The organism is Pseudomonas spirodelae (genome assembly GCF_034653255.1).
Lineage (GTDB): Bacteria > Pseudomonadota > Gammaproteobacteria > Pseudomonadales > Pseudomonadaceae > Aquipseudomonas > Aquipseudomonas spirodelae.
In genome coordinates, this window is record NZ_JAYEET010000001.1 from 239930 (window position 1) to 253944 (window position 14015).

The window sequence follows — 14015 nt, forward strand, 5'->3', positions numbered from 1 at the left end:
GCTAGGGCTGATCGCGGTGCAGGTAGGCACCTGCGGCGGCCGGCCATTCAGGCTTAGTTGTCTACTCAGCGACACTGATCGTTAGACCAGCGGCGATGGCAAAAGGTGTCAAGGTCACCGCCAATGCGGTGAGGCTGGCCAACCACAACAAGTGGCCGACCGCCGGCAATCCTTGCAGGCTGGCTTGTAACGCACCGCTGCCGAGAATCAACACCGGGATGTACAACGGCAAAATCAACAACGCGAGCAGCAGACCGCCACGTTTAAGGCCCACAGTCAGCGCGGCACCGACCGCGCCCAGCAAGCTCAACACCGGGGTGCCCAACAGCAGGGAAATCAGCAATACCGGTAAACAGCGCTCAGGCAAGCCCAGCATCAACGCCAACAACGGCGCCAACAGCACCAGCGCCAAGCCGGAAAAAAGCCAGTGTGCCAGTACCTTGGCCAAAACCAGAAGAGCCAGGGGGTGCGGCGAAAGGACCCACTGCTCCAGAGAGCCATCCTCAAAATCACTGCGAAACAGCCCGTCCAGCGAGAGCAGCACGGCCAATAGGGCCGCCACCCACACCAGCCCGGGCGAAAGGCTTTGTAACAACTGCGTTTGCGGCCCCACCGCCAGAGGGAACAGGGCAATCACAATGGCGAAGAACACCAGCGGGTTGGCCAACTCGGCGGGACGCCGAAACAGCAAGCGCGCCTCACGCGCCAGCAGCAGGGTAAAAACATTGCTCATGATGTGCGCAGCCCCAAATCAAGCTCGCGATAACCGGCCGGTTTAACGCGTAACTCGTGATGCGTGGTCAGCACCACCAAGCCGCCCTGCTGACAATGAGCGGCCAGATGCTCTTCCAGCTGCGCCACTGCGGCTTTATCCAGCGCGGTGAAGGGTTCATCCAGCACCCATAGCTTCGGCCCTGGCAGGTACAACCGCGCCAAGGCCACACGTCGCTGCTGGCCAGCCGACAGGGTATGGCAGGGCACGTCTTCAAAACCGCGCAACCCCACCGCATCCAGCGCCTGCCAGATAGCGTCGCGCTCCGCCGGCTGATGCAGCGCGCACAGCCAGCCGAGGTTCTCTTCGGCCGTCAGCAAACCCTTGATACCGGCGGCATGACCAATCCACAGCAGGTTGCGCGCCAGTTCAGCACGCTGCGCCGTCAACGGACGACCATTCAGGCGGATCTCGCCGGCAGTCGGCTGCATCAAACCGGCCAACAGGCGCAGCAGGCTGGTCTTGCCGCTGCCGTTAGGCCCGGCAACCTGCAACATCTCACCGGGAACCAGACGTACCTCCAGCTGCTCGAACAGCATGCGCCAGTCTCGCTCACAGGCGAGCGCCACGGCTTCGAGAAGAGGACTGATCAAGGCATCGGTACCTAAAGTGGATGGCAAAAGCGGCTCAAGTCGGCAGCGTCTTGGCCGCTATACTGACGCAAGTGAAACACGCAGCCGGCCCGGACGGGGCGCGATTATACATGCCATGCCCCGCCTCCCGCAGCGGGCATTTTCGACAGGTTGTAACCCACCCATGAGCGAAATCAGCAGTCCACGGCCCCTGCCGCCGACACCCCCCAGCAGCCGCCCCAACGCCGTAGCGGCTGACCAAGCGGTGAAACTGCTGCAACCCCTGCAAGGCTTGCTGCTCAGTGGGGAAACCGCCAAGGCCGAAGTTATCGCCTTGAAGGAAGTGGCGCAGAGCTTTCAGTTGCTACTCAAGTTGACGCTGGAGAATGGCCGGCAAACCACCCTCGAAGCCAGCAGTTCCCGGCCTATCGCCCAGGGCACCTCACTGGCGGTGACCGCCTTGTCGGAAACCCGCCTGGCCTTAGCTGTACTGGCCGGGGGCAACAAACCTCTCACCAGCCTGGACCTCGAACAACTACCCGTCGGCACCCTGCTACAAGGCAAGGTGGTCGCCCGCGAGCAACTGCTGCAGGGCCGCGCGCAAGAGGTGGTCTACAAAGTCGTGGTCAACTTGCTCAACACGCAGCTGGCCGGCAGCAAGCTGTCGCTGGAAACTCCGCTGGCGCTGCCGGTGGGCAGTTTGCTCAGCGCGCAAGTGCAGGGGAACCAGTCGTTGAGCTTTCTGCCCTTGAGCGGCCGCCTGGATCAACTCGCGCTAAGCCAGCAATTGGCCTCACAAAGCAACCGCCAAGGTTCATTGGAGGGCTTTTTCAGCGCCCTACAAGGTCTGCGCGGCAGCGCCGAGATGAGCGAAGGTCTGCGCACCAGCATCGATAAACTCTTCGGCACCCTGCCCGATGCCGCTCAGCTAAGCACCCCAAAAGGCCTGGCCGCCGCCCTGGAGAACAGCGGTATTTTGCTCGAGAGCAAACTATTGGGCGGCCAGGGCCAAGCTCTGCCGAACGACCTCAAGGCCAACCTGCTGCGCCTGATTACCCAACTATTACCCAGCCTGTCAGCCGGTACCCCTTTGGCCGCCGCCACTGCCAGTTCCGCAATGGCACAGGCCATGCCGGCCCTGGCCCGCGACCTACTTGGCAGCCTAGGTAAGGCCAGCACACGCCAACAAGGACTGAACTTCCCCCTGCCCTCGCGCCTGCTGCAATCGATGGAAGGTGAGGCTGACCTGGAGGCCCTGCTAAAACTTGCTGCAGCGGCCATCTCGCGCCTGCAAACTCACCAGCTGTCCAGCCTGGCGCAGAGCCAGGTCGGATCGGACGGCAACCTGCTCACCACCTGGCAACTGGAGCTACCCATGCGTAACCACCAGGAGCTGGTGCCGCTGCAGGTAAAAATCCAGCGCGACGAAAGCAACCCACAAGAAAAACCCGAGAAAAAAGAAACCCTGTGGAAAGTTGAGCTGGCATTCGATATCGACCCACTGGGGCCCCTGCAGATCCAGGCGCAACTGGCCCATGGCCGTCTATCCAGCCAGCTGTGGGCAGAACGCAGCAGTACCGTCAGCCTGATTGACGCCGAACTGGACAACCTGCGCCAACGCCTTAATGCCGCAGGCGTCCAGGTAGGTGAGCTGGCCTGCAGCCAGGGCATACCGCCGCGTGGTCCACGCACAACCTTGGAACAACGCTGGGTGGATGAAACCGCATGAAGAAGACCACGCCACGCCAAGCCATCGCCCTCACCTACGACGGGCAGAATGCGCCTGTGCTCAGTGCTAAAGGCGATGACGAACTGGCCGAAGCAATCCTGGCGATTGCCCGAGAATATGAAGTTCCGATCTACGAAAATGCGGAGCTGGTACGCCTGCTCGCGCGCCTGGAGTTGGGTGATGCAATCCCGGAGCAGCTGTATCGCTGTATCGCGGAAATCATCGCCTTTGCCTGGTACTTGAAGGGTAAAGCACCGGCGGGTGGTGGGCGCGATACAGATATCACGCCGCCGCTGCGCCTATTGGAAGGCCCAGCCCACTGAGCAACCGCCGATCTAGAAGGAAGGGTTCATCAGTAACGCTGCAGTTTGGCCTGCTGCATTTTGCTGACCAACTCAGCCTCAGCCTTGCTCAGGCCGCAGGACTGAGTCAGGTCATCCACACTGGCACCCATGCCAGCCAGTCGCGCCGCTTGGGTAAACGACAGGCTACTGGGGTCACGCTGTTCAATTTGATTGAGTTTGTCCGGCAGCGGCGCCACAACGCGGCGCAGCTCTTGTAACTCCTCACCCATCTGCACACTGCCCGCCAGGTAGGCATCCAGACGCCGACTGAGCTCTTTGAACCGCCGGTCACGCGCGGCGTCACGCTCACCTTGCAGCTTGACGACGTCGCGCAACTGCCGTGCAAGCCAAATGCAGGCACCCATTAGCCCCAGGCAAACCAGGACTAGGACGGTAAGCAGCGCGACAAGCATGAGCTAGATGCTCTCCAGCTCGGACCACTCTTCTTCACTCATCATTTTGTCCAGCTCAACCAAAATCAGTAGTTCGCCGTTCTTGTTGCATACGCCCTGAATAAACTTGGCGGATTCATCATTGCCAACGTTCGGCGCTGTTTCCACTTCAGATTGGCGCAGGTAAACCACCTCCGCCACGCTGTCGACCAAGATACCAACCACCTGCTTGTCAGCCTCGATAATCACGATACGGGTGTTATCGGTCACCTCAGTGGAGTCAAGGCCAAAACGCTGGCGCGTGTCGATCACGGTGACCACATTACCGCGCAGGTTGATGATGCCCAGCACATAGCTCGGAGCACCCGGCACAGGGGCAATTTCGGTGTAGCGCAGAACTTCCTGCACTTGCATCACATTGATGCCATAGGTTTCGTTATCCAGGCGGAACGTCACCCACTGCAGAATCGGATCTTCAGAGCCTTGTGCCGAACTTTTCTTCATGTCCCTAACCTCGTCTTGAACCGCTCACGGCGGCGATCGCGGGTATCTAGCCCGGTGTCTTTACTGTAGTTGCCAGGCGGTGCAGCGCACAGCCCGTGCGTTATTCAATGACCCTGTCTGGCCGCCATACGTTTAGCGGCACCACTGGCAATCAACTCAGCCAGCGATGCAATATCCAACAGGGCACACATGTGTTCAATCACCGTACCGGCCAGCCATGGGCGCTGAGTCCGCTGGCTGCGCCATTTGACCTCATTCGGGTCGAGCCGAATCGAGCGGCTGACCTGATGCACAGCCAGCCCCCACTCATAGCCCTGAACGGAGATCACATACTGTAAACCTTCGCGAAAATCATCGCGGTAACGATCAGGCATTACCCAGCGCGCAGTATCCAGCACCTTCAGGTTGCCTGCCTGGCTAGGCAGTATGCCGAGAAACCAGTCGGGCTGGCCAAATAATGGCGTCAGCTCCTGGCCTTGCAGGGGATAAATCGAACCCAGACACACCAGCGGCACGGCCAACGTCAGGCCGGCAACGTCGAACAATAGACATTCGAAAGGCTCCTGAGCCCATTCCGGACGACCCGATAATACCGGCTCGGGCACCATCAACGACGGCAGCGGTGCGCGCTCAACCTCAATCACGGCTAGAGTGGCAGCCACTTGCGGCGCGACTTCAACGGACGGTGCCGGGATCTCGATAGTGGGCAGCACAAGCGGTCGCGCAGCCAGTTCAGCCAAGGGTTTGCTGGCCACGGCTTGCACTTGAGGCAGGGTTCGGGCGTCGCGGACCTGCTCTTCAAGCACCGCCGCTTCGAACTCATCCAGCGTGATGCTATCGGCTAACTCGACCGCAGCGTCCTGCAACAAGCTATCCAGATAGGACTGCAAGGCCAGTTGCGGACGTGTCGCGGTAGCAAGGGGAAGACTCATGAAAACAACCCGTAATAACAATCTGTACAGACTATCGGCCGCGCTAGCGACAGACTTGAGCCTATATCTTCAGCATAGCCGCTCATCTCAGGCGACCTGCGCGGCAATCTGCTGCGCCAACAAGTGCTTGAGAAGCGCCCGATAGGCAATCACGCCACGGCTATTTTTATCGAATTGCGACGGTGTCAGGCCGGCCCGACTGGCGTCGCGCAGGCGCGTATCAACCGGAATATAAGCGGGCCACAGGTGCTCAAGGTAATTGTTGCGCAAGACCCGCAGCGTACTCATGGAGGCCTGAGTACGGCGATCAAACAGCGTCGGCACGATGGTGTAAGGCAGCGCCTGCTGCCGCGAGCGGTTGATCATGGCCAGGGTATTGACCATGCGTTCAAGGCCTTTGACCGCAAGAAACTCAGTCTGCACCGGAATCACCAACTGTTGGCTGGCCGCCAGGGCATTGACCATTAACACGCCGAGCAAGGGCGGGCTGTCGATCACTGCATGATCAAAGTCCTCCCAAAGCTGCGCAAGGCTCTTGGCGATCACCAACCCTAACCCGCTCTGCCCGGGTGACTGACGCTCAAGCGTGGCAAGTGCGGTACTGGAAGGCAGCAAAGAAATTCGCTCATGGCTGGTCGGCAACAGCAATTGCTGCGGCAAACCGCGCGGCACGCTGCCCTTGTGCTGAAACAGATCAAAACTGCTGTGTTCAAGGCTGTCAGGGTCGTGCCCGAAATAGCTGGTCATCGAACCATGAGGATCGAGATCGACCACCACCACGCGCTTACCGGCATCAGCCAGCAGGCCCGCCAAGGCGATTGATGTGGTGGTCTTACCAACGCCACCTTTTTGATTGGCTACTGCCCAGACTCTCATCGTAATCATCCTCTCGGTGCAGGTGATGCCTGACCGAGAACGGGGCCACCTTTATGGGGCCGGCGACGGGGGGTTGACGGCACCCGCTTGCGGGGCCGGCGCTATCAGTGTTGCTGCAGGTTGCGTGCCAGCCCGCTTCAGGGCCGCATCAGGCTGCGCATTCGCACTGCCCACACCACTTACGCTGCGGCGCACATCGAGATTGCGCGATATCACCAACACCACCCGACGATTGCGGCCACGCCCTTCTGCAGTGGTGTTATCGGCCACGGGCTGGAACTCACCGTAACCTACAGCCGCCAAACGACTCGGGTTGACCCCATCCATCGCCAGCATCCGGACGATACTCGCGGCCCTTGCGGTAGACAGCTCCCAGTTAGTAGGGAACTGCGCAGTCTGAATGGGCAGATTATCGGTAAAGCCTTCTACGTGAACCGGATTCTCATAGGGCGCCAGAATTTTGGCTACCTTCTCGATAATATCGAACGCCGCATTATTAGGGACGGCATCGCCACTGGTGAACAGCAGGCTGGAACTGAGTTCAATCTCGATCCATAACTCATTGCCGCTGACCTTGAGCTGACCGGACTGAATCAAGCCGCCAAAGGCATCACTTATGCTTTGGGCGATGCTTTCCAGCGAGTCGGCAGCTGACAGCGTGCTTTCTTCATCCACCAGCGAACGATCCGGCTCAGTGGTACGCGGCCGCTCATCACCGACCGGAATCGGCTTGATCGCACGATCAGGCTGATTGAACACACCGGTCAGGCTGTCTGAAAGAATTTTGTACTTGCCTTCGTTAATCGAGGAAATCGAGTACATCACCACGAAAAACGCAAACAGCAAGGTAATGAAGTCGGCATAGGAGACCAGCCAACGTTCGTGGTTTTCATGTTCTTCTTGATGACGCCGGCGGGCCATGTTGTGCCTCCATCAATCCATAAAGCCTTGCAGCTTCAATTCGATGGAGCGTGGGTTTTCACCCTCGGCAATCGACAGGATGCCTTCGAGCAACATCTCGCGATAACGCGATTGGCGTTGAGCGATGGCTTTGAGCTTGTTACCAATGGGCAGCAGCAGCAGGTTGGCAAAACCAACGCCATAAATGGTCGCCACAAACGCCACCGCAATGCCGCTGCCGAGCATGCTCGGGTCGGCCAGATTACCCATGACGTGAATCAGGCCCATCACCGCACCGATAATGCCAATCGTCGGCGCATACCCGCCCATGCTTTCAAACACCTTGGCAGCCTGAATATCACGGCCCTCCTGGGTGTACAGATCGACTTCGAGAATACTGCGAATGGCTTCCGGCTCTGCCCCGTCAACCAACAGCTGCAAACCTTTGCGGGCGTAGGGGTCCGTTTCAGCATCAGCCACCGCCTCAAGGCCCAGCAAACCTTCCTTACGCGCGGTCATGCTCCAGCCGACGACCCGATTTATGCCTCCAACCAGATCTATCCGCGGCGGGAAAAAGATCCAGCTGATAATTGCCAGCGCGCGCTTGAATACATGGACGGGAGCCTGGAGGAATGCTGCGCCTAGGGTACCGCCGATCACGATCAGCGCTGCTGGCCCATTGAGCAAAGCACCAACATGACCGCCTTCGAGATAGTTGCCGCCGAGGATCGCGACAAATGCCAGGATGACCCCAATAAGGCTCAGTACATCCATTAAATACAGGCCTCCACCAGGTGCCTGCCAATATCATCCAACGGGTACACAGCATCGGCCAGATTGGCTTTGACGATAGCCATGGGCATGCCGTAAATCACACAACTGGCTTCATCCTGTGCCCACACCTGGCTGCCAGTCTGTTTGAGCAGGCGCGCACCTTCACGGCCATCCGCGCCCATGCCCGTCAGCACGACCGCGAGCACTTTGTCCGCGTAAGATTTGGCCACGGAGCCAAAGGTGATATCGACACAAGGCTTGTAGTTAAGGCGCTCGTCACCCGGCAGGATCTTCACCATGCCACGGGCGTCGACCATCATCTGCTTACCGCCTGGGGCTAGCAGCGCCAGCCCAGGCCGCAGCACATCGCCATCCTCAGCCTCCTTGACGCTGATACGGCACAGTTTGTCGAGGCGTTCGGCAAAGGCCTTGGTGAAGGCTGCGGGCATGTGCTGGATCAGCACCAGCGGCGCGGGGAAGTTAGCCGGCAACTGCGTCAATACACGCTGCAGCGCCACCGGCCCACCCGTTGAGGTGCCGATAGCGACTAATTTATAGGGCTTACGCTTGGGTGTAGCACTCGAAACGGCCACAGGAGCAGGGGCAGGTGCAACCGCGGGTCGACTCAGCGTGCTGGCCGTTGAGGCGGGGCGTACCGCTGGCCGGGCTGGCGCAGCAGCTGATGCCGCAGGCTGCGGGCTCAGGCTGCGGCGGTTGCTGCGGGCGATGGTATGGATTTTCTCGCAGAGCAGTTGTTTAACCCGCTCGGGGTTACGCGAAATGTCCTCAAAGTTCTTCGGCAGAAAATCCACGGCACCCGCTTCAAGAGCATCCAGGGTGACGCGTGCGCCCTCATGGGTAAGCGAGGAGAACATCAATACCGGCGTTGGACAGCGCTGCATGATGTTACGCACGGCCGTGATGCCATCCATCATCGGCATCTCGTAATCCATGGTAATTACATCAGGCTTGAGCGCTTGAGCCTGCTCAATCGCCTCACGACCGTTAGTGGCGGTGCCGATTACCTGAATATTCGGATCGGCTGAGAGAATTTCCGACACGCGCCGACGAAAAAAACCGGAGTCATCGACCACCAACACCTTAACAGCCATATACAACTCCTAAGCGGCGCGAAAAATACCCGCGCCGCGAACAATCAGATACGTCGCGCGTAATGTTTGAGCATGCTCGGCACGTCAAGAATCAGAGCAATACGGCCATCACCGGTGATCGTCGCGCCTGACATGCCTGGTGTGCCCTGCAACATTTTGCCCAGCGGCTTGATCACCACCTCTTCCTGACCCACCAACTGATCGACCACAAAGCCAATACGCTGGCTGCCAACAGTGAGAATCACCACATGCCCCTCGCCCTGCTCCACGTGGGCGGCATTGCCGATCAGCCAACGCTTGAGGTAGAACAGCGGCAAGGCTTTATCACGCACGACCACCACTTCCTGGCCATCGACAATATTGGTACGCGATAGATCAAGGTGGAAGATTTCGTTGACGTTAACCAGCGGAAAGGCGAATGCCTGATTGCCCAACATCACCATCAGCGTCGGCATGATCGCTAGGGTCAGCGGCACCTTAATGACGATCTTCGAGCCCTGCCCCTTCACCGAAAATACGTTGACGGTGCCATTGAGCTGGTTAATTTTGGTTTTCACCACGTCCATGCCCACACCGCGACCGGAGACATCGGAGATCTCCGTCTTGGTCGAGAAGCCGGGGGCGAAAATCAGGTTGTAGCACTCGAACTCATTGAGCCGATCAGCCGCATCCTTATCCAACAAACCTTTTTCCACGGCCTTGGCACGCAACACATCCGCGTCCATGCCCTTACCGTCATCGGAGATCGACAAGAGGATGTGATCGCCTTCCTGCTCGGCGGACAGCACCACTTTGCCGCCTCGCGCTTTACCGGACGCTTCGCGCTCGTCAGGGGTTTCAATGCCATGGTCAACCGCGTTGCGCACCAAGTGCACCAGCGGATCGGCCAGCGCCTCAACCAGGTTCTTGTCGAGGTCGGTTTCTTCACCGACCAGCTCCAGATTGATCTCTTTCTTGAGCTGGCGCGCGAGGTCGCGAACCAGACGCGGAAAGCGCCCGAAGACTTTCTTGATCGGCTGCATGCGGGTTTTCATCACCGCCGTCTGCAAGTCGGCCGTCACCACATCCAGGTTGGACACCGCCTTCGACATAGCTTCATCGCCGCTGCTGGAACCCAAACGCACCAGGCGATTACGCACCAGCACCAGCTCACCGACCATGTTCATGATTTCATCCAGGCGCGCAGTGTCGACCCGCACGGTGGTTTCCGCTTCGCTGGGCGGCGCAGCCTTTTCTACCGCAGGCACCTTGGCGGGTTCAGCCTTAGCCGCAGGCTTTGCAACAGCAGGCGCTGCACTTTTGCTGGGTTCTACTGGCTTGGCAGCTGGCGCCGGCGTAGCGGCTTTGATCGCCTCTGGCTCGACAAACTTGCCTTTGCCATGCAGCTGATCGAGCAAGGCTTCAAACTCATCGTCGGTGATGTCACCGCTTGCAGCAGCAGGCTCAGTCTGGGCGGCCGGCGTAACGGGTGCCGAAGAGGCTGGCGCTACAAACTGGCCTTTGCCGTGCAGCTGGTCGAGCAACGACTCAAATTCATCGTCGGTGATTTCATTGCTAGAGGTAGGCTCGGGTACGGCAGGTGCGACGGGAGCCTCGGGCGTGACGAACTGACCTTTGCCATGTAACTGATCCAGCAACGACTCGAATTCATCATCAGTAATTTCATCGCTGCTGGCGGCGCTGGAAGCGGCTGTCGCCGGTTCATCCAAAGCACCGAGCAACGTCTCGAATTCACTGTCGGTAATGTCGCCAGCAACGGGCTCAGGCGCATGCTCAGCGGGCACTTCAACCGCCACGACAGGTTCAGGCTCAGCACCTGCCGGTTCAGCCAGACGCGCCAAAGCAGCCAGCAGTTCAGGAGTAGCCGGGGTTAGATCGGTACGCTCGCGCACCTCGGTAAACATGCCGTTAACGGCATCCAGTGCTTCAAGCACCACATCCATTAACGCGGAGTCGACGCGCCGCTCACCCTTGCGCAGGATGTCGAAGACGTTTTCTGCGATATGGCAGCATTCCACCAGCTCATTGAGCTGGAGAAAACCAGCACCACCTTTGACGGTATGAAAACCGCGAAAAATAGCGTTGAGCAGATTCATGTCGTCCGGACGACTTTCCAGCTCTACCAGCTGCTCGGACAACAGTTCAAGAATCTCGCCGGCCTCTACCAGGAAGTCCTGGAGGATTTCTTCATCGGCGCCGAAGCTCATAAGACGTGTGCTCCTAAAATCCTAAGCTAGAAAGCAGGTCGTCAACATCATCTTGATTAGATGCGACGTCTTCACGCTTATCGGCATGAATCTGCGGACCTTCACCGTGGGAAGGTTCTTTTTGTTTTTCTTGCTCGGCACGGAGTAACTCGTGATTGTGCTCAATGCCGGCAAATTGATCCACCTGACTGGCCATCAGCACCAGTTTCAGCAGGTTGCTCTCAACTTCAGTGACCAACTGGGTCACCCGCTTGATCACCTGCCCAGTGAGATCCTGATAATCCTGAGCCAGCAAAATATCATTGAGGTGCCCGGAGATTTTCGCGCTATCACGCTCACTGCTTGCTAGAAAAAGCTCAACACGCTTGGCCAATTCACGAAAACCGTCTGCGCTCATCTCGCGGCGCATAAAACGCCCCCAGTCAGCACTCAGGCTTTGCGCTTCAGCACTGAGGTCATTGACCAGCGGCGCACTCAACTCAACCAGGTCCATGGTGCGATTGGCCGCTTTCTCGGTCATCGTCACCACATAATTCAGGCGTTCGGTGGCATCGGTGATTTGCGAGACTTCAGTGGCATGCGGCACACGAGGGTCAAGCTGAAAGTTGACGATGGCGTTGTGCAGCTCACGGGTCAACTTGCCGACCTCATGATACAAGCCACGGTCACGCGCCTTATTCAAGTCATGTATCAGCTGGACCGCTTCACCAAAATTGCCTTTTTCCAGGCTGTCTACCAGTTGGCGAGCGCTGTGCTTCAAGGACGATTCAAGATCACCCTGAGCAGGATTTTTATGCTCCATAGAACCTCGTGGCAGACATCAGCCGTTGACCCGCTCAAAGATTTTCTCAATCTTCTCTTTCAGAACCTGGGCAGTGAACGGTTTGACTACATAACCGTTAACCCCAGCCTGGGCAGCTTCGATAATCTGATCACGCTTAGCTTCTGCCGTGACCATCAGCACCGGCAGGCTTTTCAGCCGATCATCCGCACGCACGGCACGCAGCAAGTCAATACCGGTCATGCCAGGCATGTTCCAATCCGTTACCAGAAAGTCGAAGCTGCCGCTTTGCAGCATGGGCAATGCAGTCGTGCCGTCATCGGCTTCTGCGGTGTTGGTGAACCCCAAGTCACGCAGGAGGTTCTTGATGATCCGTCGCATCGTTGAAAAGTCATCAACGATGAGGATTTTCATGTTTTTGTCCAAGTCGACCTCCGTACAGTCCCAAACGCACCCAGCAACCTGCATGCGCCTTTATTCATGAAACCAGCCGCGCGAGCGGGCAGTTTAGTGCGCGCGCCACTCACCCAGACGGGCGCGTAAACGAGCGGCACACTGACTGTGTAGTTGGCTTACGCGTGACTCGCTAACCCCCAACACCGCGCCGATCTCTTTAAGGTTCAATTCTTCATCGTAATACAGTGCCAACACCAAGCGCTCGCGCTCTGGCAGGTTGCCAATGGCATCTGCCAAGGCCGCCTGAAAGCGTTCATCTTCTAGATCACGAGAAGGTTCGAGGTGATGGTTGCCAGCGTCTTCATTCAACTCGCCGTGCTCGCCGTCCTGTAACAGGTCGTCGAAACTGAACAGGCGGCTGCCCAAAGTGTCGCCAAGAATGCCGTAGTAATCCTCCAGACTCAATTGGAGTTCGGCCGCAACCTCTTGATCTTTAGCGTCACGACCGGTTCTGGCCTCAACTTTTCGAATGGCATCGCTCACCATGCGGCTATTGCGGTGCACCGAACGGGGTGCCCAGTCGCCTTTACGCACCTCATCAAGCATGGAGCCGCGAATACGGATACCGACGAATGTCTCGAAACTGGCACCTTTACTGGAGTCGTATTTTTTTGACGCTTCAAGCAGGCCGATCATCCCCGCCTGGATCAAGTCGTCAACCTGCACACTGGCCGGCAAGCGTGCCAGCAGGTGATAGGCAATGCGTTTGACCAGAGGCGCGTAGCGCTCGATCAGCTGGTGCTGGGAATCCTGCGCCTGCGCTTTGCTATACATACGAAGTCCAGAGGCTGCTGTCATATGGCCGTGTCTACGATCGGTTGCTGCACCAGTCGCTCAACAAAGAACTCTAAATGACCACGCGGGTTGGCCGGTAATGGCCAGGCATCGACTTTCTGAGCGATTGCTTTGAACGCCAGCGCGCATTTCGAGCGCGGAAAAGCTTCATAAACCGCGCGCTGCTTCTGCACGGCCTTGCGCACTGACTCGTCGTAAGGCACTGCACCGACATACTGCAGGGCAACGTCAAGAAAACGGTCAGTCACTTTGGTCAGCTTAGCAAAGAGATTACGACCTTCCTGCGGGCTGTGAGCCATGTTGGCCAATACGCGAAAACGATTCATGCCGTGGTCGCGGTTGAGCAATTTAATCAGGGCGTAAGCATCGGTAATCGAGGTGGGTTCATCACACACCACCACCAGAACCTCCTGCGCGGCGCGCACGAAGCTGACAACACCATCACCGATCCCGGCGGCGGTATCGATAATCAGCACATCGAGGTTGTCACTGATATCGCTGAAGGCCTGGATTAATCCAGCATGCTGCATCGGCGACAACTGCACCATGCTCTGAATGCCCGAAGCGGCAGGCACGATGCGAATACCACCCGGCCCCTGCAACAGCACATCACGCAGCTCACACTCGCCGCTGATAACGTCTTCCAGGGTGCGTTTAGCACTGAGCCCCAACAATACATCGACGTTGGCCAAACCCAGGTCAGCGTCCATCAACATAACCCGGCGCCCCAGATCAGCCAGGGCCAACGCCAGGTTCACCGAGACGTTGGTCTTGCCGACGCCACCTTTGCCGCCGGTCACCGCAATCACCTGTACGGGATGCATACCCATAATTTCTAATACCTTGTCTAACGTCGACTGGAGCCACTT

The 14015-nt window shown here is 58.2% G+C and carries 16 protein-coding genes; 2 read left to right on the forward strand and 14 right to left on the reverse strand.

The annotated features are described in order from the left end of the window. Positions 1-61: 61 nt before the first annotated feature. On the reverse strand, positions 62-733 hold the full coding sequence (gene ccmB, locus SOP97_RS01125; RefSeq protein ID WP_136666296.1) for a heme exporter protein CcmB: 672 nt from the start codon (positions 731-733) through the stop codon (positions 62-64). Next, positions 730-1365, reverse strand: coding sequence for a cytochrome c biogenesis heme-transporting ATPase CcmA (ccmA, locus tag SOP97_RS01130; RefSeq protein ID WP_274087874.1), 636 nt, complete (start codon positions 1363-1365; stop codon positions 730-732). Before ccmA ends, ccmB begins: the two co-directional genes overlap by 4 nt. A gap of 163 nt (positions 1366-1528) precedes the next feature. Here ccmA and fliK point away from each other — a divergent pair, with 163 nt between their 5' ends. Both fliK and SOP97_RS01140 read left to right on the forward strand, forming a co-directional pair. After that, positions 1529-3073 carry a flagellar hook-length control protein FliK gene (fliK, locus tag SOP97_RS01135; protein WP_274087873.1) on the forward strand — a complete coding sequence of 515 codons (1545 nt, stop codon included), beginning with the start codon at positions 1529-1531 and terminating at the stop codon, positions 3071-3073. Continuing rightward, complete coding sequence (locus SOP97_RS01140) at positions 3070-3396, forward strand: EscU/YscU/HrcU family type III secretion system export apparatus switch protein (RefSeq protein ID WP_274087872.1); 327 nt, start codon at positions 3070-3072, stop codon at positions 3394-3396. Before fliK ends, SOP97_RS01140 begins: the two co-directional genes overlap by 4 nt. Positions 3397-3425: 29 nt before the next feature. On the opposite strand, the gene SOP97_RS01145 is transcribed toward SOP97_RS01140, so the two are convergent. The 12 genes from SOP97_RS01145 to fleN form a co-directional block, all read right to left on the reverse strand. Then, on the reverse strand, positions 3426-3830 hold the full coding sequence (locus tag SOP97_RS01145; protein ID WP_274087871.1) for a DUF2802 domain-containing protein: 405 nt from the start codon (positions 3828-3830) through the stop codon (positions 3426-3428). 3 nt (positions 3831-3833) lie between these two features. Next, positions 3834-4313: a chemotaxis protein CheW gene (locus SOP97_RS01150; RefSeq protein ID WP_274087870.1), complete on the reverse strand. Its 480-nt coding sequence runs from the start codon at positions 4311-4313 to the stop codon at positions 3834-3836. A 104-nt stretch (positions 4314-4417) separates the two neighbouring features. Then, positions 4418-5245 carry a CheW domain-containing protein gene (locus SOP97_RS01155; RefSeq protein ID WP_274087869.1) on the reverse strand — a complete coding sequence of 276 codons (828 nt, stop codon included), beginning with the start codon at positions 5243-5245 and terminating at the stop codon, positions 4418-4420. An 87-nt stretch (positions 5246-5332) separates the two neighbouring features. Further along, positions 5333-6121: a ParA family protein gene (locus SOP97_RS01160; protein ID WP_274087868.1), complete on the reverse strand. Its 789-nt coding sequence runs from the start codon at positions 6119-6121 to the stop codon at positions 5333-5335. Between the two features lie 51 nt (positions 6122-6172). Next, entirely contained in the window at positions 6173-7042 is an 870-nt protein-coding gene (gene motD / locus SOP97_RS01165) for a flagellar motor protein MotD (RefSeq protein WP_274087867.1), read from the reverse strand. Between the two features lie 12 nt (positions 7043-7054). After that, positions 7055-7795, reverse strand: coding sequence for a flagellar motor protein (locus SOP97_RS01170; protein WP_274087866.1), 741 nt, complete (start codon positions 7793-7795; stop codon positions 7055-7057). Beyond that, positions 7795-8907, reverse strand: a complete 1113-nt coding sequence (locus tag SOP97_RS01175) for a protein-glutamate methylesterase/protein-glutamine glutaminase (RefSeq protein WP_322947768.1) — start codon at positions 8905-8907, stop codon at positions 7795-7797. The genes SOP97_RS01170 and SOP97_RS01175 overlap by 1 nt, the downstream gene beginning before the upstream one ends. A gap of 44 nt (positions 8908-8951) precedes the next feature. Beyond that, entirely contained in the window at positions 8952-11114 is a 2163-nt protein-coding gene (locus SOP97_RS01180; RefSeq protein ID WP_322947770.1) for a chemotaxis protein CheA, read from the reverse strand. A 13-nt stretch (positions 11115-11127) separates the two neighbouring features. Next, entirely contained in the window at positions 11128-11916 is a 789-nt protein-coding gene (locus tag SOP97_RS01185; RefSeq protein WP_274087863.1) for a protein phosphatase CheZ, read from the reverse strand. A gap of 18 nt (positions 11917-11934) precedes the next feature. Continuing rightward, positions 11935-12309, reverse strand: coding sequence for a chemotaxis response regulator CheY (locus tag SOP97_RS01190; RefSeq protein WP_208598743.1), 375 nt, complete (start codon positions 12307-12309; stop codon positions 11935-11937). Positions 12310-12402: 93 nt separating this feature from the next. Continuing rightward, positions 12403-13149, reverse strand: a complete 747-nt coding sequence (fliA, locus tag SOP97_RS01195) for an RNA polymerase sigma factor FliA (RefSeq protein WP_322947772.1) — start codon at positions 13147-13149, stop codon at positions 12403-12405. Continuing rightward, positions 13146-13976 carry a flagellar synthesis regulator FleN gene (gene fleN / locus SOP97_RS01200; protein ID WP_274087861.1) on the reverse strand — a complete coding sequence of 277 codons (831 nt, stop codon included), beginning with the start codon at positions 13974-13976 and terminating at the stop codon, positions 13146-13148. Before fleN ends, fliA begins: the two co-directional genes overlap by 4 nt. Between the last annotated feature and the right edge of the window lie 39 nt (positions 13977-14015).

What these genes read in the sequence shown, in the direction of transcription:
- ccmB (WP_136666296.1), bottom strand. Translation starts at nt 733, where the DNA reads ATGAGCAATGTTTTTACCCTGCTGCTGGCGCGTGAGGCGCGCTTGCTG.
- fliK (WP_274087873.1), top strand. Translation starts at nt 1,529, where the DNA reads ATGAGCGAAATCAGCAGTCCACGGCCCCTGCCGCCGACACCCCCCAGC.
- SOP97_RS01140 (WP_274087872.1), top strand. Translation starts at nt 3,070, where the DNA reads ATGAAGAAGACCACGCCACGCCAAGCCATCGCCCTCACCTACGACGGG.
- SOP97_RS01145 (WP_274087871.1), bottom strand. Translation starts at nt 3,830, where the DNA reads ATGCTTGTCGCGCTGCTTACCGTCCTAGTCCTGGTTTGCCTGGGGCTA.
- SOP97_RS01150 (WP_274087870.1), bottom strand. Translation starts at nt 4,313, where the DNA reads ATGAAGAAAAGTTCGGCACAAGGCTCTGAAGATCCGATTCTGCAGTGG.
- SOP97_RS01155 (WP_274087869.1), bottom strand. Translation starts at nt 5,245, where the DNA reads ATGAGTCTTCCCCTTGCTACCGCGACACGTCCGCAACTGGCCTTGCAG.
- SOP97_RS01160 (WP_274087868.1), bottom strand. Translation starts at nt 6,121, where the DNA reads ATGAGAGTCTGGGCAGTAGCCAATCAAAAAGGTGGCGTTGGTAAGACC.
- motD (WP_274087867.1), bottom strand. Translation starts at nt 7,042, where the DNA reads ATGGCCCGCCGGCGTCATCAAGAAGAACATGAAAACCACGAACGTTGG.
- SOP97_RS01170 (WP_274087866.1), bottom strand. Translation starts at nt 7,795, where the DNA reads ATGGATGTACTGAGCCTTATTGGGGTCATCCTGGCATTTGTCGCGATC.
- SOP97_RS01175 (WP_322947768.1), bottom strand. Translation starts at nt 8,907, where the DNA reads ATGGCTGTTAAGGTGTTGGTGGTCGATGACTCCGGTTTTTTTCGTCGG.
- SOP97_RS01180 (WP_322947770.1), bottom strand. Translation starts at nt 11,114, where the DNA reads ATGAGCTTCGGCGCCGATGAAGAAATCCTCCAGGACTTCCTGGTAGAG.
- SOP97_RS01185 (WP_274087863.1), bottom strand. Translation starts at nt 11,916, where the DNA reads ATGGAGCATAAAAATCCTGCTCAGGGTGATCTTGAATCGTCCTTGAAG.
- SOP97_RS01190 (WP_208598743.1), bottom strand. Translation starts at nt 12,309, where the DNA reads ATGAAAATCCTCATCGTTGATGACTTTTCAACGATGCGACGGATCATC.
- fliA (WP_322947772.1), bottom strand. Translation starts at nt 13,149, where the DNA reads ATGACAGCAGCCTCTGGACTTCGTATGTATAGCAAAGCGCAGGCGCAG.
- fleN (WP_274087861.1), bottom strand. Translation starts at nt 13,976, where the DNA reads ATGGGTATGCATCCCGTACAGGTGATTGCGGTGACCGGCGGCAAAGGT.